18 protein-coding genes and 1 riboswitch are annotated in these 22151 nt (G+C 69.3%); of the genes, 5 read left to right on the top strand and 13 right to left on the bottom strand.

The window, feature by feature from the left end:
- Window positions 1-16: 16 nt before the first annotated feature.
- From ACZ3OF_RS07690 to ctaE, 6 genes are all read right to left on the bottom strand, one after another.
- On the bottom strand, window positions 17-1432 hold the full coding sequence (locus tag ACZ3OF_RS07690) for an aminotransferase class V-fold PLP-dependent enzyme (RefSeq protein WP_467303395.1): 1416 nt from the start codon (window positions 1430-1432) through the stop codon (window positions 17-19).
- A 189-nt stretch (window positions 1433-1621) separates the two neighbouring features.
- Window positions 1622-1738, bottom strand: a riboswitch (SAM riboswitch).
- Between the two features lie 77 nt (window positions 1739-1815).
- Window positions 1816-2880, bottom strand: a complete 1065-nt coding sequence (gene trpD, locus ACZ3OF_RS07685) for an anthranilate phosphoribosyltransferase (protein WP_467303394.1) — start codon at window positions 2878-2880, stop codon at window positions 1816-1818.
- 120 nt (window positions 2881-3000) lie between these two features.
- Window positions 3001-4626 carry a cytochrome bc1 complex cytochrome b subunit gene (gene qcrB, locus ACZ3OF_RS07680; protein ID WP_361669627.1) on the bottom strand — a complete coding sequence of 542 codons (1626 nt, stop codon included), beginning with the start codon at window positions 4624-4626 and terminating at the stop codon, window positions 3001-3003.
- A complete protein-coding gene (qcrA, locus tag ACZ3OF_RS07675; RefSeq protein ID WP_361669630.1) occupies window positions 4623-5675 on the bottom strand; it encodes a cytochrome bc1 complex Rieske iron-sulfur subunit in 1053 nt (350 codons plus the stop codon). Before qcrA ends, qcrB begins: the two co-directional genes overlap by 4 nt.
- A complete protein-coding gene (gene qcrC, locus ACZ3OF_RS07670) occupies window positions 5672-6481 on the bottom strand; it encodes a cytochrome bc1 complex diheme cytochrome c subunit (RefSeq protein WP_361669632.1) in 810 nt (269 codons plus the stop codon). Before qcrC ends, qcrA begins: the two co-directional genes overlap by 4 nt.
- A 67-nt stretch (window positions 6482-6548) precedes the next feature.
- Window positions 6549-7169, bottom strand: a complete 621-nt coding sequence (ctaE, locus tag ACZ3OF_RS07665) for an aa3-type cytochrome oxidase subunit III (protein ID WP_361669636.1) — start codon at window positions 7167-7169, stop codon at window positions 6549-6551.
- A gap of 176 nt (window positions 7170-7345) precedes the next feature.
- Here ctaE and ACZ3OF_RS07660 point away from each other — a divergent pair, with 176 nt between their 5' ends.
- Window positions 7346-7747, top strand: coding sequence for a response regulator transcription factor (locus tag ACZ3OF_RS07660; protein ID WP_352189323.1), 402 nt, complete (start codon window positions 7346-7348; stop codon window positions 7745-7747).
- A 3-nt stretch (window positions 7748-7750) separates the two neighbouring features.
- Here ACZ3OF_RS07660 and ACZ3OF_RS07655 read toward each other — a convergent pair whose 3' ends face one another.
- The 4 genes from ACZ3OF_RS07655 to ctaC form a co-directional block, all read right to left on the bottom strand.
- On the bottom strand, window positions 7751-9004 hold the full coding sequence (locus ACZ3OF_RS07655) for a L,D-transpeptidase (protein WP_361669639.1): 1254 nt from the start codon (window positions 9002-9004) through the stop codon (window positions 7751-7753).
- Window positions 9005-9124: 120 nt separating this feature from the next.
- Window positions 9125-9523, bottom strand: coding sequence for a cytochrome c oxidase subunit 4 (locus tag ACZ3OF_RS07650; protein WP_361669642.1), 399 nt, complete (start codon window positions 9521-9523; stop codon window positions 9125-9127).
- Window positions 9520-11256: an aa3-type cytochrome oxidase subunit I gene (gene ctaD, locus ACZ3OF_RS07645; protein ID WP_361669644.1), complete on the bottom strand. Its 1737-nt coding sequence runs from the start codon at window positions 11254-11256 to the stop codon at window positions 9520-9522. Before ctaD ends, ACZ3OF_RS07650 begins: the two co-directional genes overlap by 4 nt.
- Entirely contained in the window at window positions 11253-12248 is a 996-nt protein-coding gene (gene ctaC, locus ACZ3OF_RS07640; protein ID WP_389572861.1) for an aa3-type cytochrome oxidase subunit II, read from the bottom strand. The genes ctaD and ctaC overlap by 4 nt, the downstream gene beginning before the upstream one ends.
- A 285-nt stretch (window positions 12249-12533) precedes the next feature.
- On the opposite strand from ctaC, the gene ACZ3OF_RS07635 reads away from it, so the two are divergent.
- Window positions 12534-13916, top strand: a complete 1383-nt coding sequence (locus ACZ3OF_RS07635) for a cysteine desulfurase/sulfurtransferase TusA family protein (RefSeq protein ID WP_361669647.1) — start codon at window positions 12534-12536, stop codon at window positions 13914-13916.
- 103 nt (window positions 13917-14019) lie between these two features.
- Here ACZ3OF_RS07635 and ACZ3OF_RS07630 read toward each other — a convergent pair whose 3' ends face one another.
- Window positions 14020-14994: a carbohydrate kinase family protein gene (locus tag ACZ3OF_RS07630; RefSeq protein ID WP_361669649.1), complete on the bottom strand. Its 975-nt coding sequence runs from the start codon at window positions 14992-14994 to the stop codon at window positions 14020-14022.
- Window positions 14995-15126: 132 nt separating this feature from the next.
- Between ACZ3OF_RS07630 and ACZ3OF_RS07625 the strand changes: the two genes are divergently transcribed.
- Both ACZ3OF_RS07625 and ACZ3OF_RS07620 read left to right on the top strand, forming a co-directional pair.
- Window positions 15127-15333, top strand: a complete 207-nt coding sequence (locus tag ACZ3OF_RS07625; protein WP_361433201.1) for a hypothetical protein — start codon at window positions 15127-15129, stop codon at window positions 15331-15333.
- Window positions 15334-15468: 135 nt separating this feature from the next.
- Window positions 15469-16905: a hypothetical protein gene (locus ACZ3OF_RS07620; protein ID WP_467303384.1), complete on the top strand. Its 1437-nt coding sequence runs from the start codon at window positions 15469-15471 to the stop codon at window positions 16903-16905.
- Window positions 16906-16985: 80 nt separating this feature from the next.
- Here ACZ3OF_RS07620 and ACZ3OF_RS07615 read toward each other — a convergent pair whose 3' ends face one another.
- Window positions 16986-17342 (bottom strand): HesB/IscA family protein, encoded by a 357-nt coding sequence (locus ACZ3OF_RS07615; RefSeq protein WP_018848827.1) that lies wholly within the window; start codon window positions 17340-17342, stop codon window positions 16986-16988.
- A gap of 261 nt (window positions 17343-17603) precedes the next feature.
- Here ACZ3OF_RS07615 and nadA point away from each other — a divergent pair, with 261 nt between their 5' ends.
- Window positions 17604-18785, top strand: a complete 1182-nt coding sequence (gene nadA / locus ACZ3OF_RS07610; protein WP_361669653.1) for a quinolinate synthase NadA — start codon at window positions 17604-17606, stop codon at window positions 18783-18785.
- Between the two features lie 85 nt (window positions 18786-18870).
- Here nadA and ACZ3OF_RS07605 read toward each other — a convergent pair whose 3' ends face one another.
- Complete coding sequence (locus tag ACZ3OF_RS07605) at window positions 18871-22020, bottom strand: efflux RND transporter permease subunit (protein WP_467303380.1); 3150 nt, start codon at window positions 22018-22020, stop codon at window positions 18871-18873.
- Window positions 22021-22151: the final 131 nt, after the last annotated feature.

Genomic DNA, 22151 nt, shown 5'->3' with positions numbered 1-22151 from the left:
CCGTACGAGTGGGTGCTCAGCCGCGGTCCGGGACGCAGCGGCCGTCCTCGGTGCGGTACTTCCACTGCGCGCCGTCCCGGACGAGCTCCTTCACGGCGCGTACGAAACGCTCCACGTGCTCGTCGGGCGTACCGGCGCCGAAGCTGACGCGGATGGCGTTGAGCGACTTCTCGCCCGGCGCGGCCTCGGGGGCCCCGCACTCGCCCTGGGTCTGCGGGTCGCTGCCGAGCAGGGTGCGGACCAGCGGGTGGGCGCAGAAGAGGCCGTCACGGACGCCGATGCCGTACTCGGCGGAGAGCGCGGCGGCGAAGTGTGAGCTGTTCCAGCCCTCCACGACGAACGAGATGACACCGACGCGCGGGGCGTCGTCGCCGAAGAGCGAGAGGACCCTGACCTCGGGCACCTCGGCGAAGCCCTCCCGGACGGTGGCGATCAGGTGCTGCTCACGGGCGACGAGGCCGTCGAACCCGGCCTCGGTGAGCGCCTTGCAGGCGGAGGCGATGGAGTAGACGCCGATGACGTTCGGCGAACCGGCCTCGTGGCGGGCGGCGGTGGTGTGCCATTCGACGTCCACTCCGCCGTCGCCGCGGCGGGCGACCTTCTTGGACGCGCCGCCGCCGGCGAGGTACGGCTCGGCGTCCTGGAGCCAGTCGGCGCGGCCGGCGAGGACGCCGGAGCCGAAGGGGGCGTACAGCTTGTGCCCGGAGAAGGCGACCCAGTCCACGTCCAACTCCCGTACGGAGACGGGGTGGTGGGGCGCGAGCTGGGCGGCGTCGAGGACGATCCGGGCGCCGTGGGCGTGTGCGGCGGCGGCCAGCTCCTTCACCGGCCACAGCTCGCCGGTGACGTTGGACGCGCCGGTGACGCAGACGAGCGCGGGGCCGTAAGGGTCGCGGTCGGCGAGGGCGCGCTCCAGGGTCTCGACGGCCTGGGCGGGCGTGCGCGGGGCGTTGAGGTACGTGACCCGGGCGTCCTTCCACGGCAGGAGCGAGGCGTGGTGCTCGGTCTCGAAGACGAAGACCTCGCAGCCGGCGGGGAGCGTGGCGGCGAGCAGGTTGAGCGAGTCGGTGGTGGAACGGGTGAAGACGACCTGGTCGCCGTGGCGACAGTCGAGGAACTCGGCGACGGTGACGCGGCTGCTCTCGAAGAGGTCGGTGGAGAGCTGCGAGAGGTACCCGGCGCCCCGGTGGACGCTGCCGTAGTACGGAGCGTACGCGGCGACGTCGTCCCAGACCCGCTGGAGGGCCGGCGCGCTGGCGGCGTAGTCGAGCGCGGCGTAGGTGACCTCGCCCCCGGTCACGAGCGGAACGGTGACGTCCCGCCCGAGGACGGGGAGCGGGGCGGCGCAGCAGGGATCGCCGGCCTCGGAGCCGGTGGCGACTGTGGAGGCGGCGACGGTCGTGGTGGCGGCGGCGTTCGGGTACGCGGACATGGCGGTATCTCCTGGGCAGGAATGGCAGCGAAGGGCCCGCGGGGCAGCGCGAAGAAGGGTGCCTCACACGGGTGTTGCCTCGACACACGGTGTTCGTGCGGAGGGTGGGGAAACGGGGCCGAAGGCCCTAGCGCATTCGCTTGCTCACGAGACTGCTCCCTTGAGGACCAGGACCCCAGGGTGTGCAGGGGTCCGCGCTTGCCGCGGACCTTGCTGTCCACGGCCTGGTCTTCACCCGGGGCACCCCGCCACGGACGGAGGGTTGCCGGACAGCCAGCCGGGGCTTCATGGCTGTCACTCATGACCTGGCACTGAACGTATGCCACGTGATCGCCGGCGCGCAACCCCGTTCCGGATGGCGGAACGGGGTGCGCGCGGCGCCGCTACTTGTTGCTGGCCGCGACCCAGCGCTCCAGCGCCTGCCGCGCCGCGCCCGAGTCGATCGACTCGGCCGCCTTCGCGATTCCCTCGCGCAGCTGCTCCACCAGGGTGCCCGCGCCCGGCTCCAGAGCCGTCAGCGCCGCCGCCGAGTTCAGCAGCACCGCGTCCCGTACCGGACCGGTCTCGCCCGCCAGCAGCCGGCGCGCGACATCCGCGTTGTACGAGGCGTCGGCGCCGCGGAGCGCCTCCACGGGTACGAGCTCGATGCCGACGTCCCGCGGGTCGAAGGCCTCCTCGCGCACCGCACCGTCCCGTACGACCCACACCCGTGAGGTGGCCGTGGTCGTCAGCTCGTCCAGGCCGTCGTCGCCGCGGAAGACCAGCGCCGAGGAGCCGCGCTCGGCGAGCACTCCGGCCATGATCGGGGCCATCCGGGCGTCGGCCACACCGGTCGCCTGCGCCTTGACGCGAGCGGGGTTGGTGAGCGGACCGAGGAAGTTGAAGGTGGTGCGGATGCCGAGTTCCTTGCGGGCCGCGGCCACATGGCGCAGCGCCGGGTGGAACTTCACCGCGAAGCAGAAGGTGATCCCGGCCTCCTCCGCGACCTCGACGACCCGCTGCGGGGTGAGCTGCAGATTGACGCCGAGCTTCTCCAGGACGTCGGAGGCGCCGCTCGCGCTGGAGGCGGCTCGGTTGCCGTGCTTGACGACCTTCGCGCCGGTACCGGCCACGACGATCGCCGACATCGTGGAGATGTTGACCGTCTTGGCGCCGTCGCCTCCGGTGCCGACGATGTCCACGGAGGGGCCGGGGACCTCGATCACGTTGGCGTGCTCGTACATCGTCCGCACGAGGCCGGAGATCTCCTCGACGGTCTCGCCCTTGGCGCGCAGGGCCACGGCGAAGCCGGCGATCTGGGCGTCGGTGGCCTCACCACGGAGGATGCGGTCCATCGCCCAGGCGGTGTCCTCGGCGCTCTGGTCGCGACCGGTCAGCAGTCCGTCCAGGACGGTGGGCCAGGAGCGGCCCGCCGACATAGGTCCTCCAGCGGGGGTCGCAGCGCTCATGGCAGCTCCTGGTCAGTGCGTGACGGTGACGACTCCACCCTATCGAGCAACGGGGACGGCAAAGAGCCCCGTCCATCGAATGGACGGGGCTCCCGCTGTGGCGACCTCTAGGTCAGGTGATCAGTGGTGGCCGTGGCCGCTGGTGATCTCCTTGTACTCCTCGGCGGTCGGTTTGGCGATCTGGCTGTCCTCGCCGTAGTAGCTCTTGCTGAGCCTGACGCGGAGCTTCTCCATACGGCCGACCTTGCGCTCGACGCCGTTCTCGTCGACCAGCGGGCCGATCTCGGCCGGCTGGTTCTGCTCGTGCGCCGTGAGCCTGTGCAGCTCGCCCTGGCTGAGCGGCTGGTGGACCTCGACGAACTCACCGTGCGGCAGGCGCTTGATGATGCCGGACTCGCGTCCGTGCAGCACCTTGTCCTTGTCGCGGCGCTGCAGGCCGAGACAGATCCGCTTGGTGACGACGAACGCGATGACCGGTCCGAGGAAGAAGAAGATCCGGACGAACCAGGTGATCGAGTTGATCGACAGGTGGAAGTGGGTGGCCCAGAGGTCGTTTCCACCACCGACGAGCATGATCATGTACGCGGTGATCCAGGCGACACCGAAGGCGGTGCGCGTCGGAGCGTTGCGCGGGCGCTGCGCGATGTGGTGCTCGCGCTTGTCGCCGGTGATCCAGGACTCGATGAACGGGTAGACCGCGATGGCCGCGAGGACCAGCGGGAAGATCGCCAGCGGGATCATCACACCCAGGACGAGCGTGTGGCCCCAGAGGTTGATCTCCCAGCCCGGCATCACTCGGATCAGACCCTCGGCGAAGCCCATGTACCAGTCGGGCTGGGCGCCGGTGGACACCTGGTCCGGACGGTACGGGCCGAGCGCCCAGATCGGGTTGATCGAGGCGATCGCCGCGATGATCGCGATGACACCGAAGACCAGGAAGAAGAAGCCTCCGGCCTTGGCCATGTAGACCGGCAGCAGCGGCATGCCCACGACGTTCTTGTTCGTACGGCCGGGGCCCTCGAACTGCGTGTGCTTGTGGTAGAAGACCAGGATCAGGTGGGCGACCACCAGACCCAGCATGATGCCGGGCAGCAGCAGGACGTGGGCCGAGTAGAACCGGGCCACGAAGTCGCCGCCGGGGAACTCCCCGCCGAACAGGAACATCGACAGGTACGTGCCGATGACGGGCACGGACAGGATCGCGCCCTGCATGAAGCGGACACCGGTGCCGGAGAGCAGGTCGTCCGGGAGCGAGTAACCGGTGAAACCGGTGAACATGCCCAGGAAGAACAGCAGGAAGCCGAACAGCCAGTTGATCTCACGCGGCTTGCGGAACGCGCCCGTGAAGAACACGCGCATCATGTGCACGAACATGCCGGCGAGGAAGATCAGCGCCGCCCAGTGGTGGATCTGCCGGATGAGCAGACCACCGCGCACATCGAAGGAGATGTGCATGGTCGAGTTGAACGCCTCGGACATCAGCTGTCCCTGGAGCGGGATGTAGCTGCCGTGGTACTCCACCTCGTTCATCGACGGGTGGAAGAACAGCGTCAGGTACACACCCGTCAGGATGATGATGAGGAAGCTGTAGAGGCAGATCTCACCGAGCATGAAGGACCAGTGGTCCGGGAAGATCTTCCGCATGTTGGCCTTGGCCAGGGAGTAGATCCCCAGGCGGCCGTCGGCCCAGTCGGCCACCCGCTCGCCGGCGGGTGCCTTCTTCTTGGTATCGGTCACAGTGCTCATCCGCGCTCCCAGAAGGCAGGGCCGACGGGCTCGGCGAAGTCGCCGAGCGCCTCCAGGTTGCCCTTGTCGTTCACACCGATCCGCAGCTGCGGAAGGGCGTGACCGGCCGGGCCGAAGATGACACGGGCGCCGTCGGAGAGGTCGAAGGTGGACTGGTGGCACGGGCAGAGCACGTGGTGCGTCTGCTGCTCGTACAGCGAGATCGGGCAGCCCACGTGGGTGCAGATCTTCGAGAAGGCGACGATGCCCTCGTGCGACCACTCGAGCTCGCGCTTGTCCTTGATGTCCTCCGGCTGGATCCGGACGATCATCAGGGCGGCCTTGGCGATCTGGACCTGGAAGTCGTGGTCGTGCTCCGACAGACCCTCGGGCATCGCGAAGGTCAGCGAACCGACCGCGACGTCCTCGGGACGCAGCGGCTCGTGCGTGTTCATGTTGATGAGCTGCTTGCCGTTGGCCCACAGGGTGACCCGGAGCTTCTTCTCGGGCAGCGGGCCCATGTCACGCAGCAGCACGAGACCGGAGAGCGGTACGAGCGACAGCGCGCCGAACATCGTGTTGCGGATCAGCTTGCGGCGGCCCATGCCGGACTCGGCGGCACCGGCCGCGAAGTCCGCCATGACCTTCGCCTTGGTCTCCGGCGACGCCTGGATCGGGTGACGCTCGTCGGCGATCTCCACGTCGGACATCAGGGTGCGGGCCCAGTGGACCGCGCCCGCGCCGATGAAGAAGAGCGCCGCGCCGAGGGTGAGACCCAGGGCGAAGTTGAGCGCGCTCACCCGGCCGAACGGCCAGATGTAGACGATCTTGTCGACCGGGAAGATCACGTACGACGCGATGAAGCCGACCGTGGCCAGCATCGACAGCGTGAACATGAAGGCGACCGCACGCTCGGACCGGCGGGCGGCCCGATCGTCGATGTCCTGGATGCGCGGCTTGTGGGGCGGAAGGCCCGGGTCCGCGAACGGGTCGTCGAGGACCTTCACCGCGCCGTGCGCGGTGTCCTGCTCAGCGGGCAGGTTCTCTTCTGGAATCTCTTGGCTACTCATGACTTCTTGGCCTTAGCGGTGTGGGCCGCGACCCAGACGGCAACTGCGATCAGCGCACCGAGACCGAAGACCCAGGCGAACAGACCCTCGCTGACCGGGCCGAGGCCGCCGAGCGAGAGCCCGCCGGGGCTGTCGGCCTTTTCGCCGTTGACGGCCTGGACGTACGCGATGATGTCCTTCTTCTCCTGCTCCGGCATGGTCGTGTCCGGGAAGGAGGGCATGTTCTGCGGGCCGGTCTGCATGGCCTCGTACAGGTGCTTCGGGCTCACGCCTTCGAGGTTCGGGGCGTACTTGCCGTGCGTGAGCGCGCCGCCCTCACCGGTGAAGTTGTGGCACTGGGCACAGTTGGAGCGGAACAGGTCGCCACCACGGGCGATGTCGGCACCGTCCGGGCTGTACTGGCTCGCCTTCGGCGTGGTCGGGCCGGCACCGAGGGAGGCGATGTACGCCGCGAGCTGATCGATCTCAGCCTGCGAGTAGATGACCTTCTTCTTCGGCACCTGGGCGCCGGGCTGCTGGGCCGGCATACGGCCCGTGCCGACCTGGAAGTCCACGGAGGCCGAGCCGACGCCTACCAGGGACGGCCCGTCGGAGGTGCCCTGGCCGCCGGTGCCGTGGCAGCTGGCGCAGCCGACGGCGTAGAGCTTCTGGCCCTCCTCGATGGCGAGGGACTGGGCGGTTTCATCGGCCTTCGCCGTGCCCGCGGGCGCGAACGCGGCGTACAGCCCCCCGGTGGCCGCCAGCGCGAGGAGTAGGACGACGACCGCCGCCAGCGGATGGCGTCGTCGTGCGGAGAGCTTTTTCACGGATTACCCCGGTGTCAGGATCTTCTGCGTCGATGCTTGCTGGATGTGCTCGGGTCCCGGGACCCGATTACTTGATCATGTAGATCGTGGCGAAGAGGCCGATCCAGACGACATCGACGAAGTGCCAGTAGTAGGACACGACGATGGCGGCGGTTGCCTGCTCGTGAGTGAACCTCTTGGCGGCGTACGTCCGGCCCAGGACCAGCAGGAAGGCGATGAGACCGCCCGTCACGTGCAGGCCGTGGAAGCCGGTGGTCAGGTAGAACACCGAGCCGTACGGGTCCGACGAGAGCGAGAGCCCCTCGTGCTTGACCAGCTCGGTGTACTCGAAGACCTGGCCGCCGATGAAGATCGCACCCATCACGAACGTGATGATGAACCACGTCCGGAGCTTCTTCACATCGCCCCGCTCCGCGGCGAAGACGCCGAGCTGGCAGGTGAGGGAGGAGAGCACCAGGATCGTGGTGTTGGTCGCCGAGAACGGGAAGTTCAGGGCATCTGCCTGTTCCGCCCAGAACTCGGCACCCGTCACCGATCGCAGGGTGAAGTACATCGCGAAGAGGGCCGCGAAGAACATCAGCTCGGAACTCAGCCAGATGATGGTTCCGACGCTGGTGAGGTTCGGTCGATTGACCGACGGGTGCGCGTGCCCGGTTTCTACTGTCGTTACTGTCGCCACGACCGACATTATGTCGGTCGCTTATCCCGCCCTCACTCCGGGGGGTGCCGTTCGGAGTGTCAGGGGCACTTGTCCAGCCCGAACGGCCCATCGAAATGCCTCCCCAGCGGTGTCGTACCGGTGTTGACGGGATGTGGGACGGAGTAGCATCCCGCGCATCGGTTGATGACCTTCACGGAGGAACGATGCAGTCGAGCGCCACGGTCCTGGTCTACAGCGACGACGCCAACACGCGGGAACAGGTGCGGCTGGCTGCGGGTCGCAGGCCCGCGGCCGACGTTCCGCCGGTCGAGTTCATCGAATGCGCGACACTCCCGGCCGTGCTCAAGCGGCTGGAGGAGGGCGGCATCGACGCCTGCGTCCTGGACGGCGAGGCGGTGCCGGCGGGCGGCATGGGCGTCTGCCGGCAGATCAAGGACGAGGTCTTCCGCTGCCCGCCGGTGCTGCTCCTGATCGGCCGCCCGCAGGACGCGTGGCTGGCCACCTGGAGCCGCGCGGACGCCGCGGTCACTCTTCCGGTGGAACCGGTCGAGTTCGCGGCGTCCTTGGCGGCCCTCCTCCGTTCACGTCTGTCCATCGACGCCTGACGGTCAGATGGACGGCTGCAGCCGGGTCGGGTTCGGCTCGTGAGCGGCGCTCTTGGTGTCGGCCACCAGGGCGCTGCCCTCGCGCCACTTCTCCCAGGGCAGGTTCCAGTCGCCGAATCCGTTCCCGAACGGGTCCATCGTGTCGCCGATGCTGTTGACGGTCTGCACGATGTCGCCCGGCCGGACGGTCTCGAAGAACCAGGCCGCGTTGCCCGTCGACATGCCGACACAGCCGTGGCTGACGTTCGCGAACCCCTGCGAGCCCACGGACCAGGGCGCGGCGTGGACGTACTCGCCGCTCCACGTGACCCGGGTCGCGTAGTAGACGGGCAGGTCGTAGGACTCCGAGCTGCCTTCCGCGATACCGACGCTGGTGCCCCGCATCCGGACGTAGTACTCCTTGCCGAGCACGACCTTGATGCCGTTACGGGTTGAGAAGCCCGGTTTGCCGGTGGTCACCGGGATGGTCTTGATCACTTCTCCGTTGCGCCGCACGGTCATGGAGTACGAGCCCGCGTCCGCGACGGCCTCGATCCGGTCGCCGATCGTCAGCTTCAGCGGCTTGGAGTCCCCGCCGTACACCTTGTCGCCGACCTTGACGCCCGCGAGGTTGGCGGTGGCCGTGACGGCCGCGCCGGCGGGCCAGTACTCCTTCGGACGGAAGTGCAGTTTCCGGTCGTCCACCCAGTGCCAGGAGCCCACGACGGCCGGGGTGGAGCGCACCTTCAGGGCCCGTTCGACGACCTTGCGGGCCGCCAGGTCCTTGACGGGGAGGCTGAGCTCGGCCGTGATGGGCTGTCCCACGCCGTACGTGCCCGCCTCCGGGCCGAACGCGACGGTCAGGGCCCGCTTGGCCGGGGCCGTCTCGAAGGTGAACGTACGGGTACCAGGAGCTCCGTCCTCGTCCTCCGTGGACACCCGGACGGTGTAGCGGGCGCCGGCCGTCAGGGAGCCTGTGGAGCGCCAGAGAAGGCCGTCCGCGGTGAGTTCGCCGGCCAGGTGGTGCCCGCTGGCGTCGACGGCCGTCACGTCGGTGATGCGGCCGTCGGCACCCTTGGCCTTGATCTCCAGCGCCTTGTCCGGGTCGGCCTTCTTGCCGTCGCCCGGGGCGCTGAAGGAGACCTGCTCCGCGGCGTCGTAGGGCTTGGTGGACAGCGGGTTGCCGTCGGTGCCCGCGCAGGCACCGGCGCCGACGGTGACCATGAGGGCCATAAGAGTGCAGCTCAGAACAGTCCGAATGCGCGGCGTGTCGTTCATGACATCACCGTAAGAACAATCCTCGCGCCCAGCGCGCCGAGTGCTGCAAACGAGGGGCCCGGACACTTCGGGTGACGAAGTGTCCGGGCCCCTCGGGGTGTTGCGGGGTACTGCTACGGGCTACTGGTTCTGGTTCTCACCGCGGTAGAACTCGAACACCCAGCCGAACAGGCCGACCAGGATCAGCGGAGCCGAGAAGTACAGGATCCACCAGCCCATCGCGACGGCGAGGAAGGCGAGCGCACCACCGACGGCGAGCGAGAGCGGCTGCCAGCTGTGGGGGGCGAAGAAGCCCACCTCGCCGGCCTCGTCCGCGACGTCCGCCTCCTTGTCGTCCTGCGCCATGGCGTCGACACGCCGGGCCGTGAAGGCCAGGTAGTAGCCGATCATGATGGCGAGGCCGAAGGCCAGGAAGAGTGCCGTGGTGCCGACCGGCTCCTTCGACCACACGCCATAGAGGATCGCCATGGCGAGGATGAAGACGCTCAGCCAGATGAACATCTTGCCCTGGATCTTCACTTGCCGGCCTCCTTGCTGCCGGTGAGGGCCACGGCCTCGTGCGGCTTGTTCTCGAGCTGGTCGAGAGCGGCGATCTCAGGGTGGTGCAGGTCGAACGCCGGGGATTCGGAGCGGATCCGCGGCAGGGTGAGGAAGTTGTGCCGCGGGGGCGGGCAGGAGGTGGCCCACTCCAGCGAACGGCCGTAGCCCCACGGGTCGTCGACCTCGATCTTCTTGCCGTACTTGGCGGTCTTCCAGACGTTGTACATGAACGGCAGGATCGACAGGCCGAGCAGGAACGAGGAGATCGTCGAGATCGTGTTCAGCGCGGTGAAGCCGTCGGCGTCCAGGTAGTCCGCGTACCGGCGGGGCATGCCCTCGGCGCCCAGCCAGTGCTGCACCAGGAACGTGCCGTGGAAGCCGATGAAGAGCGTCCAGAAGGTGATCTTGCCGAGCCGCTCGTCCAGCATCTTGCCGGTGAACTTCGGCCACCAGAAGTGGAAGCCGGCGAACATCGCGAAGACCACGGTGCCGAAGACGACGTAGTGGAAGTGCGCGACGACGAAGTACGAGTCGGAGACGTGGAAGTCCATCGGCGGCGAGGCCAGGATGACGCCGGTCAGACCACCGAAGGTGAAGGTGACCAGGAAGCCGATCGTCCAGAGCATCGGTGTCTCGAAGGACAACGAGCCCTTCCACATCGTTCCGATCCAGTTGAAGAACTTCACGCCGGTCGGTACGGCGATGAGGAACGTCATGAAGGAGAAGAACGGCAGGAGGACGCCGCCGGTGACGTACATGTGGTGGGCCCACACGGTCACGGAGAGACCGGCGATCGCGATGGTCGCGGCCACCAGACCGATGTAGCCGAACATCGGCTTGCGGCTGAAGACCGGGATCACTTCGGAGACGATGCCGAAGAACGGCAGCGCGATGATGTACACCTCTGGGTGGCCGAAGAACCAGAAGAGGTGTTGCCACAGCAGCGCGCCGCCGTTGGACGCGTCGAAGATGTGCGAGCCGAACTTGCGGTCGGCCTCCAGCGCGAAGAGCGCGGCGGCGAGGACCGGGAAGGCGAGCAGGACCAGCACACCGGTCAGCAGCACGTTCCAGGTGAAGATCGGCATGCGGAACATCGTCATGCCCGGAGCGCGCATGCAGATGATCGTGGTGATGAAGTTGACCGAGCCGAGGATCGTGCCGAAGCCGGAGAAGGCCAGACCCATGATCCAGAGGTCGGCGCCGACACCCGGCGAGCGGACGGCGTCCGACAGCGGGGAGTAGGCGAACCAGCCGAAGTCGGCGGCACCCTGCGGGGTGAGGAAGCCACCCACGGCGATGAGCGAGCCGAAGAGGTACAGCCAGTACGCGAACATGTTCAGCCGCGGGAACGCCACGTCGGGCGCGCCGATCTGCAGCGGCATGATCCAGTTCGCGAATCCGGCGAACAGCGGCGTCGCGAACATCAGCAGCATGACGGTGCCATGCATGGTGAACGCCTGGTTGAACTGCTCGTTCGACATGATCTGCGTACCCGGACGGGCCAGCTCGGCGCGCATGAAGAGCGCCATCAGACCGCCGATGCAGAAGAAGACGAACGACGTCACGAGGTACATCGTGCCGATCGTCTTGTGGTCCGTGGTGGTCAGCCACTTCACCACGACGTTGCCGGGCTGCTTGCGGCGTACCGGGAGCTCGTTCTCGTACGAGTCCTCAGCCGCGGCTGCACCCTGGGGTTCGTTGAGGATGCTCACAGTTGGTTCTTCTCCGCATTCCTGGCCGGGTCCGTCTGCTCGATGCCGGACGGGATGTAGCCGGTCTGCCCCTTCTCCGCCAGCTCCTTCAGGTGCTGCTGGTAGCGCTCAGGAGAGACCACCTTGACGTTGAAGAGCATCCGGGAGTGGTCGACACCGCACAGCTCGGCGCACTTTCCGAGGAAGGTGCCCTCCTGGTTCGGGGTCACCTCGAAGACGTTGGTGTGACCCGGGATGACGTCCTGCTTGAACAGGAAGGGGACCACCCAGAAGGAGTGGATGACGTCACGGGAGGTCAGGACGAACCGGACCTTCTCACCCTTCGGCAGCCACAGGGTCGGGCCCGGGTTGCCGGTCTGCGGGTTCCGGTCACCGGGGATACCGGCGTCGTAGACACCGCCGGCGTTCGCCGGGAACTGGTCCTGGTACTTGTCCGGAATGGCGTCGAGGTTCGGGGCCGTCTGCGCGTCACCCGTCACCCCGGGCACGTTCTCGATGTAGTTGAAGCCCCAGCTCCACTGGTAGCCGACCACGTTGATCGTGTGGGCCGGCTTGGCGGAGAGCGACAGGAGCTTCGACTCGTCGCGCGCGGTGAAGTAGAAGAGCACCGACACGATGATGAGCGGAGTGACCGTGTACAGCGCCTCGATGGGCATGTTGTACCGCGTCTGCGGAGGAACCTCGACCTTGGTGCGGCTGCGCCGGTGGAACATGACGGACCACAGGATCAGCCCCCACACCAGAACGCCCGTGACGAGCGCAGCGGCCCACGAGCCCTGCCAGAGGGAGAGGATCGTGGGAGCCTCTTCCGTGACGGGGGTGGGCATACCAAGGCGGGGGAAGTCTTCCCAGTTGTACGAGCAGCCGGTGGCTGTCGCCAGGATCAGGCCCGCAGTCAGCACCTGCGGCAGCTTCCGCCGCATCGGGCGCCGAGACGTGGGGGTACCACCCGCGCCTTGGCTGCGGGGGAGGTCGGAGCCGTTGGGACTCACGTAGCGCCTTCCCGAGAGTCTCGGCCCGCGCTGGTCGGCTACGGCCGCCTCGCTGGTCGGTCGCCGCCCCGGCCGCGGGCAGGGGTTTGGATGTTTATGCGGACCAAACCCTACTGGACGCTATTTGGGGTCGCGCGGGGAGGGTGCCCAACGCGCCGTCCGACTCCCCGAAGGGGTGGACTCCTGGCCTCCGCGAAGGGGTCGCGACCCCCCGGACGTGCGGCGATCGACGGTCCGGGCCGCGCATCTGACGGGGGATTACAGATCGCGGGCTAGCGTATTCGAGTGCCCTACTTCGACGCCGCCTCCTCCGCCCCGCTCCACCCCGTCGCCCGCCAGGCGCTGCTTGCCTCCCTGGACGAGGGCTGGGCCGACCCGGCCCGGCTCTACCGGGAGGGGCGGCGGGCCAGGATGCTGCTCGATGCGGCGCGGGAGGCCGCCGCGGAGGCCGTGGGCTGCCGCCCCGACGAGCTGGTGTTCACTCCTTCGGGGACACGGGCGGTCCATTCCGGAATTTCCGGCGCCCTCGCGGGGCGTCGGCGTGTCGGGACCCGGCTGGTGGTCTCGGCGGTCGAGCACTCCTCCGTCCTGCACGCGGCCGAGACCCACGCGGCGGCGGGCGGGTCGATGACGGAGGTGCCGGTGGGCCGGTCGGGGGCGGTCGAGGCCGCGGGCTTCGCGGCGGCCCTGGAGCCGGGGACGGCGCTGGCCTGTCTACAGTCCGCCAACCACGAGGTGGGGACGGCGCAGCCGGTCGCGGAGGTGGCGGAGGCCTGCGGGGCGGCGGGGGTGCCGCTGCTCGTGGACGCGGCGCAGTCGCTGGGCTGGGGGCCGGTGGAGGGGGCCTGGTCGCTGCTCGCGGCGAGTGCGCACAAATGGGGCGGTCCGGCGGGCGTGGGCCTGCTGGCGGTCCGTAAGGGTGTCCGCTTCTCTCCCCAAGGCCCGGCGGACGAACGGGAGTCGGGGCGGGCGGCCGGTTTCGAGAACCTGCCGGCGATCGTGGCGGCGGCTGCGTCGCTGCGGGCCGTACGGGCGGAGGCGGAGGCCGAAGGGGCGCGGCTGCGGGGTCTGGTGGACCGGATCCGGGCACGGGTTCCGGAGCTGGTGCCGGATGTGGAGGTGGTGGGCGACCCGGTGCGCCGGCTCCCCCATCTCGTCACCTTCTCCTGTCTCTATGTCGACGGAGAGACGTTGCTGCACGAGCTGGACCGGGAGGGTTTCTCCGTTTCGTCCGGTTCGTCGTGCACGAGCTCGACGCTGACGCCCAGCCATGTGCTGCGCGCGATGGGGGTGCTGAGCGAGGGCAACGTCCGGGTGTCGCTGCCGACGGGCACCTCGGAGGAGGACGTGGACCGCTTCCTGGCGGTGCTGCCCGGGGTGGTCGCACAGGTACGGGAGCGGCTCGGCGCGCCGGAGGCGGTGACGGAGCCGGGCGGCTCGGGGTCGCTCGTGGTCGACGCCCTGGGCAAGCGCTGCCCGATCCCGGTGATCGAGCTGGCGAAGGTGATCGGCGACGTGCCGGTGGGGGGCACGGTCACGGTCCTCGCGGACGACGAGGCGGCCCGCCTGGACATCCCGGCCTGGTGCGAGATGCGCGGCCAGGAGTACGTGGGCGAGGAGCCGTCCCCGAAGGGCGGGTCGGCGTACGTGGTGCGCCGGGTGGCGTAGGGGCCCGGCGTATCGCCCCGAGCAGGGCCCCGACGGGTCGGCACAGGGGCTCCGCGCGGGGTGGGGCCACAGGGGCTCCGCCGTGGGCGGAGCCCCCGGTGGGTCAGCCCAGGTGCGTCTGGACCTCGGCCGCGGCCTCGTCGCCGTACGCCTTGGTGAAGCGCTCCATGAAGTTCGCCCGGCGCAGCGTGTACTCCTGGGTGCCCAGGGTCTCGATCACCAGCGTGGCGAGCATGCAGCCGACCTGGGCCGCGCGCTCCAGGCTGACGCCCCACGACAGGCCCGTGAGGAATCCGGCGCGGAAGGCGTCGCCGACGCCGGTCGGGTCGACCTTGGCCTCCTCCTCCGCGCAGCCGACCTCGATGGTCTCCCCGCCCTTGCTCTCGATGCGCACACCGCGCGAGCCGAGCGTGGTGACCCGGTGGCCGACCCGGCCGAGGATCTCCTCGTCGGTCCAGCCGGTCTTGGACTCGATGAGTCCCTTCTCGTACTCGTTGGAGAAGAGGTACGTGGCGCCGTCCAGGAGCGTGCGGATCTCGTGTCCGTCCATCCGCGCGATCTGCTGGGAGAAGTCCGCGGCGAAGGGGATGCCCCGGGCCTTGCACTCCTCGGTGTGGCGCAGCATCGCCTCGGGGTCGTCGGCGCCGATCAGGACGAGGTCGAGGCCGCCCACGCGGTCCGCGACGGCCTTCAGCTCGATCTGCCGGGCCTCGCTCATCGCGCCCGTGTAGAAGGAGCCGATCTGGTTGTGGTCCTTGTCCGTGGTGCAGACGAAGCGGGCGGTGTGCAGGACCTCGGAGATCCGCACCGAGCCGGTGTCGACGCCGTGGCGGTCGAGCCAGGCGCGGTACTCGTCGAAGTCGTAACCGGCCGCACCCACGAGGATCGGGTTGCCGCCGAGCTGGCCCATGCCGAAGCAGATGTTCGGGCCCACGCCTCCCCGACGGATGTCGAGGTTGTCGACGAGGAAGGAGAGGGAGACCGTGTGCAGCTGGTCCGCGACGAGCTGGTCTGCGAACCGGCCGGGGAAGGTCATGAGGTGGTCGGTGGCGATGGAGCCGGTGACTGCGATACGCACGGCTGGGCGCTCCTGCGGGACGGAGAGGGGTTGACAGTTCACGCTACCGGCTGGGGGCCGCCCTGCCGAACAGTGGAAACTACCCCAGAGTAGGTCTTTTCCCTGGAGCCATGGCGTGCGTACGGTGCGCTTATGTCCACGTACCCCGCTCCTCGTGAGCGTCAGGAGTCCGAGTTCAGCCTGGCCCAGCTGTGCGGCGACAGTGCGCGGATGGCCCCCCACTGGGTGCTGCCCGCGGTCGCCACGCCCGCCAGGGTCTCCCCCGCCCGCATCCACGGTGTCGTCGTTCCGCCCGCATCGGCGCGGCTGATCGCCGCGACGTCCGACTACGGGGCCTGAGCGATACGGCACCTGCGCGACGGAACCACCCGCTCGCCCGTTCCGTCCCACTGATGTCTTCCGGGGGATGTCCGTCTTCCGGAGGATGCTTCCCGGGGAGACGCCTTCCGGGGTCAGGGACGAAGGAGCGATGCGGTGAGCGGTACGGAGAACCGGCGGATGCGGCACCGGCCGCTGCTCGTGGCCTCGGTGGCGACGGGCGTCCTGCTGGCCGGGGGCGGCGGGGTGTATCTGGCGACCGCGGCGTCCGACGCGGGTGACGCCCGCCCTGCGGGCGCGGCCGCTCCCCCGCCGCTGCGCCTCGACGCCAAGAGCGGCGCGGACGGCACGGGCGGTACGGACGGCGGGCCCGGGATCGCGCCCGGCGAGCCCGACCCCAACGGCGGCGGGGCCGTCTACCGGGCCGAGGGCCCCCTTCCCGACGGACCCTCCTCCGCCGCGGTCCACCGCCCCGAGGGCCGCGTCACCTCGGCGGAGGTCACCCGACTGGCGCAGGCCCTCGGTATCCCGGGCGCGCCGCGCCTCGAGGGCGAGGTCTGGAAGATCGCGCCGGAGAAGGACGGCTCCGGGCTGCGGCTCGACGTGTCGGCCGAGGCCCCGGGCAGCTGGACGTTCTCGCGGTACGACGGGGGTCCGGCCGGTGACACCTGCCTCAAGGGCAAGGCGTGCCCGCCGCCGGGCGAGGTGAAGCCGCCGAGCGGTGGGCCGGTGAGCGAGGCGGCGGCGAGGGCGGCGGCCACCCCCGTGCTGAAGGCGATCGGCCAGGAGGACGCGAAGCTGGACGCGGGCCAGCTGATGGGAGCGGTGCGGGTCGTCAACGCCGATCCGGTCGTGGGCGGGCTGCCGACGTACGGCTGGTCGACCGGGATCCATGTCGGTCCGGGCGGTGAACTGGTCGCGGGCAGCGGGCAGTTGAAGGAGCCGGCGAAGGGTGCCGAGTATCCCCTGATCGATGCCGAGAAGGCCCTTGAGGAGCTGAACAAGGCGTCGTCCGGTCCTGGCTCGATCGGGATCGGCGGATGCGCGACGGATCCGCCGGCCGGGGAGGCTCCGACGGTGACCTGCGAGCCGGGCGGCGAGCGGAAGGAGCTGGCGGTCACGGGCGCGGTCCTCGGGCTCGCGTCGCAGTTCGTGGACGGTGAGCGGGCCCTCGTGCCGTCCTGGCTGTTCCAGGTGGAGGCGGAGGCCGGGGCGAAGCCCCACACGGTCGTACGGACGGCGGTGGCGCCGGAGCACCTGGTGCCCCCGGCGAAGCCCAGTCCGACGCCGCCCCCGGCGCGGGATCCGGGCGAGGGCACGGCGCCCGAGCGGCAGCTCACGTCGTACCGGGTCGACGGGGCCGGCACGAAGCTCTCGGTGACCTTCTGGGGCGGGGTGTGCAGCGAGTACACCGCGACGGCGCGGGAGAGCGCCGACGAGGTCACCGTGCGGGTGGCGGAGAAGCCGATGGAGCCGGGCAGGGCGTGCATCGCCATGGCGGTCGAGGTGACCCGGACGGTGACGCTCGAGCAGCCGCTGGGCGGCCGGACGGTCGTGGACGCGCCGAGCGGGGAGCCCGTCCCGCGCACGTGACCCGCGCGGACGACGGCATACGTACGAAGGCGGCCGCCCCGGAATCCGGGGCGGCCGCCTTCGTACGTACGACTGACGACTTAGCTGAACGAGTCGCCGCAGGCGCAGGAGCCCGTGGCGTTCGGGTTGTCGATCGTGAAGCCCTGCTTCTCGATGGTGTCGACGAAGTCGATGGAGGCGCCGCCCAGGTACGGGGCGCTCATACGGTCGGTGACGACCTTGACACCGTCGAAGTCCTTGACGACGTCGCCGTCGAGCGAACGCTCGTCGAAGAAGAGCTGGTAGCGCAGGCCGGAGCAGCCGCCGGGCTGTACGGCGACGCGCAGCGCCAGGTCGTCGCGGCCTTCCTGGTCGAGCAGGGCCTTGACCTTGGCCGCGGCGGCGTCAGACAGGAGGATGCCGTCGCTGACAGTGGTCTTCTCGTCCGATACGGACATCTGCTTCTCTCCCGGGTTGTACGGAGACTGCTTGCCGACGGTTGCAACCGGCGGGGCCCCGGATTCATTCCGGGCGAGGCTCGGCTTTCACGTCTTGTCCCCTTCATGCTCGCACACCCGCTCGCGGACCGGAGAACGACAAGATCCGATCCGGGGACCGCGAATTCGTCACATCGACACTATGGACATCGTCAAACTGACGTGAACCGGTTATGATAGATAGCGTCATTTAGACGAAAAGGTCTTCCGCAGAAAGAAAGGGTGCGTGACGTGACCACCGCCCAGCCCCTGGACGTCCAGCCGACGCCGCTCGCCCTCCTGCTGCTCGGCCGCGAGGCCGACCCCAAGAGCGAGCGCGGAGTGGAGTGTCCCGGCGACCTTCCGTCGCCCTCCGACCCCGACCTGGTGGCGCGCGCCCGCGCGGCCAAGGAGAAGCTCGGGGACAAGGTCTTCGTGCTCGGCCACCACTACCAGCGCGACGAGGTCATCCAGTTCGCCGACGTCACGGGCGACTCCTTCAAGCTCGCCCGCGACGCGGCCGCGCGCCCGGAGGCCGAGTACATCGTCTTCTGCGGTGTGCACTTCATGGCCGAATCGGCCGACATCCTCACCACCGACGACCAGAAGGTCGTGCTGCCGGACCTCGCGGCCGGCTGCTCGATGGCCGACATGGCCACCGCCGAGCAGGTCGCCGAGTGCTGGGACGTGCTGACCGAGGCCGGGGTGGCCGAGCAGGTCGTCCCCGTCTCGTACATGAACTCCTCGGCCGACATCAAGGCCTTCACCGGCAAGCACGGGGGCACGATCTGCACCTCGTCCAACGCCAAGCGCGCCCTCGACTGGGCCTTCGAGCAGGGCGAGAAGGTCCTGTTCCTGCCCGACCAGCACCTCGGCCGGAACACGGCGGTGCGGGAGATGGGCATGTCGCTGGACGACTGCGTCCTGTACAACCCGCACAAGCCGAACGGCGGCCTGACCGCCGAGGAGCTGCGGAACGCCAAGATGATCCTGTGGCGGGGCCACTGCTCGGTGCACGGCCGGTTCTCGCTGGACTCGGTCAACGACGTGCGCGAGCGGATCCCGGGCGTGAACGTGCTGGTGCACCCGGAGTGCAAGCACGAGGTCGTCGCCGCCGCGGACTACGTCGGCTCGACGGAGTACATCATCAAGACGCTCGAGGCGGCCCCGGCCGGGTCGAAGTGGGCGATCGGCACGGAGCTGAACCTGGTCCGCCGCGTGGCCAACGCGCACCCGGACAAGGAGGTCGTCTTCCTCGACAAGACGGTCTGCTTCTGCTCGACGATGAACCGGATCGACCTGCCGCACCTGGTGTGGGCGCTGGAGTCGCTGGCGGAGGGCAACCTGGTGAACCGGATTCAGGTCGACAAGGAGACCGAGAGCTTCGCGAAGCTGGCACTGGAGCGGATGCTCGCGCTGCCGTAACGCTTCTTCTTCGACCCGTACGTCGGAGGCCCGGCTCGGCACCCTGGGTGCCGAGCCGGGCCTCCGGTCGTCGTGGCGTCGCCCGTCAGATGTCGAGCGCGTCCAGCAGCGTCGCGTCCGCGGGGGTAGTGTCCGGCTGCTCGGGGTTGTCGAGCGTGCCGTCCCGCTTCTTCGCCTTCTTGGCCGCCTTCTTCTTCGCGCGGCGCTCCTTGCGGAGCTCCACCATCGCGTAGAGCGTCGGGACCAGCAGCAGCGTCAGCAGCGTCGAGGTGATCAGACCGCCGATCACCACCACCGCAAGCGGCTGGGCGATGAAGCCGCCCTCGCCGGTGATGCCGAGCGCCATCGGAAGCAGCGCGAAGATCGTCGCCAGGGCCGTCATCAGGATCGGGCGGAGCCGGTGGCGGCCACCCTCGACGACCGCCTCGACGACGCCGAGGCCCTGCGCCCGGTACTGGTTGATCAGGTCGATCAGGACGATCGCGTTGGTGACCACGATGCCGATCAGCATCAGCATGCCGATCATCGCCGGGACACCCATCGCCGTGCCCGTGAGCACGAGCAGACCGATCGCGCCGGTCGCCGCGAACGGGATCGACACCAGCAGGATCAGCGGCTGGATCAGCGACTTGAAGGTCGCGACCAGGAGCATGAAGACGATCGCGATCGCCGCGAGCATCGCCAGACCGAGGTTGACGAACGCCTCGGACTGGTCCTCGGAGACACCGCCGATGGACGCGGTCGCGCCCTTCGGGAGGTCCAGCGCGGCGATCTTCGACTGGAGCTCCGCGCTCACCGCGCCGGTGTTGTCACCGGTCGGCTTGGCCGTGATCGTCGCGGCCCGCGAGCCGTCGATCCGGGTCATCGAGACCGGGCCCGGGACCAGCTTCACCTCGGCGATGTCGCCGAGCACGACCGGTCCGAGCGGCAGCGCCTTCAGGCTCGCCATCGTGGTGGCCGGCTTCGCCGAGGTCAGGACGATGTCCCGCTCGGTGTCGTCGAGGATCGCCTTGCCCGCGGGGGTGCCCCGGACCGCCTGCGCGACGGCCATGCCGAGCGTGGTGTCGTCGAAGCCGAGGTCCGCCGCCTTCGCGTTGGCCTTGACGGAGATCCGCGGCACGGACTGCGACAGGTCGCTCTGGACGTCGGTGACGTCGTCGAGCGTGGCGACCTCGGCCTTGACCGCCTCGGAGGCCTTCTTCAGGGTGTCCGCGTCGGAGGCCTTGACCACGACGCTCAGGTCCTGGCTGCCGAAGCCGTCGCCCGCCGCGATCGTCGTGTCGCCGATGCCGTCGAGCGTGCCGAGGGCCGCGTCGATGGCGTCGCGGGTCTTCTCATACGACGCCGAATCCTCCAGCGTCACCTGGTACGAGGCCTGGTTGGCGCCCGTGCCGCCGCCGAAGGCGGCCATGAAGCCCGAGGAGCCGACCGTGACCTGGTAGTTCTTCACGCCGTCGGTCGAGGCGAGGACCTTCTCGACCTTCTTCGCGGCCTCGTCGGCCGCCGCGAGGCTGGTGCCGGGAGCCAGCTCCTGCTTGATGCTCAGGACCTCCTGCTCGCCCTGGTCGAAGAAGTTCGTCTTCAGGAGCGGGGCCATGCCGAAGGTACCGACCAGGACGACGATCGCGATCACCACGCTGGTGAGGCGGCGCCGGGTCGCGAACCGCAGGACCGGGACGTACAGGCGCTGGAGCCGGCTCTTGCTCTCCTTCTCCTCCGCGAGGCGCCGGGCCTCGTCCGGGTCCTCCGACGTGCCCTTGGGGGCGCGCAGGAACCAGAACGAGAGCACCGGGACGACGGTGAGCGAGACCAGGAGCGAGGCGAGCAGGGCCGCGGTGACCGTCAGGCTGAACGAGCCGAACAGCTCGCCGACCATCCCGCCGACCAGACCGATCGGCAGGAAGACCGCGACGGTGGTGAGCGTGGAGGAGGTCACGGCGCCCGCGACCTCGCGCACGGCGGTGAGGATCGCGGCCTGGCGCTCCTCGCCGTAGCCGAGGTGCCGCTTGATGTTCTCCAGGACCACGATCGAGTCGTCGACGACCCGGCCGATGGCGATGGTGAGGGCGCCCAGCGTCAGCATGTTGAGCGAGAGGTCCCGGGTCCACAGCACGATCAGGGCCAGGACGACCGAGAGCGGGATGGAGACCGCGGTGACCAGCGTGGAGCGGATCGAGGCGAGGAAGACCAGGATCACCAGGACGGCCATGACGAGGCCGAGCGCGCCCTCCGTGGTCAGACCGGAGATCGACTTGGAGACCGCGGGGCCCTGGTCGGAGACGACGGTGAGCTCGGCGCCCGAACCGAGGTCCGCGCGCAGGCCGGGCAGCTTGTCCTTGACCGCGTCGGAGATGGCGACGGCGCTGCCGTCGTTGTCCATGGTGGCCATCACCGCGAGGCTGGGCTTGCCGTCGGTCCGGGTGATGGAGACCCGCGAGGACTCCTCCTGCCGCACCGAGGCCACGTCGGCGAGGCGGACGGCCTCGCCCTTCTCGGGCTTGACGCGCAGGTCCTGGAGCTGCTGGAGCGAGGTGAAGCCGCCGCCGACCTGGACTGTGCGGCTCTTGCCGTCCTCGGAGAACGCGCCGGCGGGCACCGTGCCGCCGCCCGACCGGATGGCCTCGGCGAGCTTCATGGTGGTGAGGCCGGCCGCGGCGAGCTTCCGGTCGTCAGGGGTGACGGAGACCTGGAGGTCCTGGACGCCGTCGACGGAGACCTGGCCGACGCCGTCGATGTCCTCGAGCGCCGGGACGACGGTGCGCTCCAGCTGGTCGGCGAGCGCCTGCTGGTCCTTGTCGGAGGTGACGGCGAGGACGACGGTCGGGATGTCGTCGGTGGAACCGGCCACGACCTGCGGGTCGACACCGTCGGGAAGCGCCACGCGCGCCCGGTTCACGGCCTGCTGGACGTCGGCGACGAGCTGCTTGGTGCCCTCGTCGCCGTAGTCGAAGGTGGCCATGATGAGGGCGTTGCCCTCGGAGGCGGTGGAGGTGACGCCCTTGATGCCGTCGACGGCCTTGATCGTGTTCTCGAGCGGCTCGACGACCTGCTTCTCGACCACGTCGGGGGACGCGCCCTGGTAGGGGGCGAGGACCGAGACCATCGGGAGCTCGATCGAGGGCAGCAGTTGCTGCTTCAGCTGCGGGATGGCTATCGCCCCGAAGACGATGGCCACGATGGACATCAGCCCGATCAGGGCCCGTTGCGCGAGGCTGAATCTGGACAGCCAGGACATGGGGTCTCTCTTCTGTGGCGTGCTCGGCAGGCGGGCGGTGATGGGTGCCCGCCTACACGATCAGCCATGGGAAGCGCCGGATCCTCGGCCCCGGGGTCCAAATCCTTATCCGGCGCATACCGCGTCTGGAG

The organism is Streptomyces sp. NPDC022552 (genome assembly GCF_055561875.1).
The sequence above is the reverse complement of the archived record's forward strand: the minus strand, read 5'-3'. Positions and strand labels throughout refer to the sequence as shown.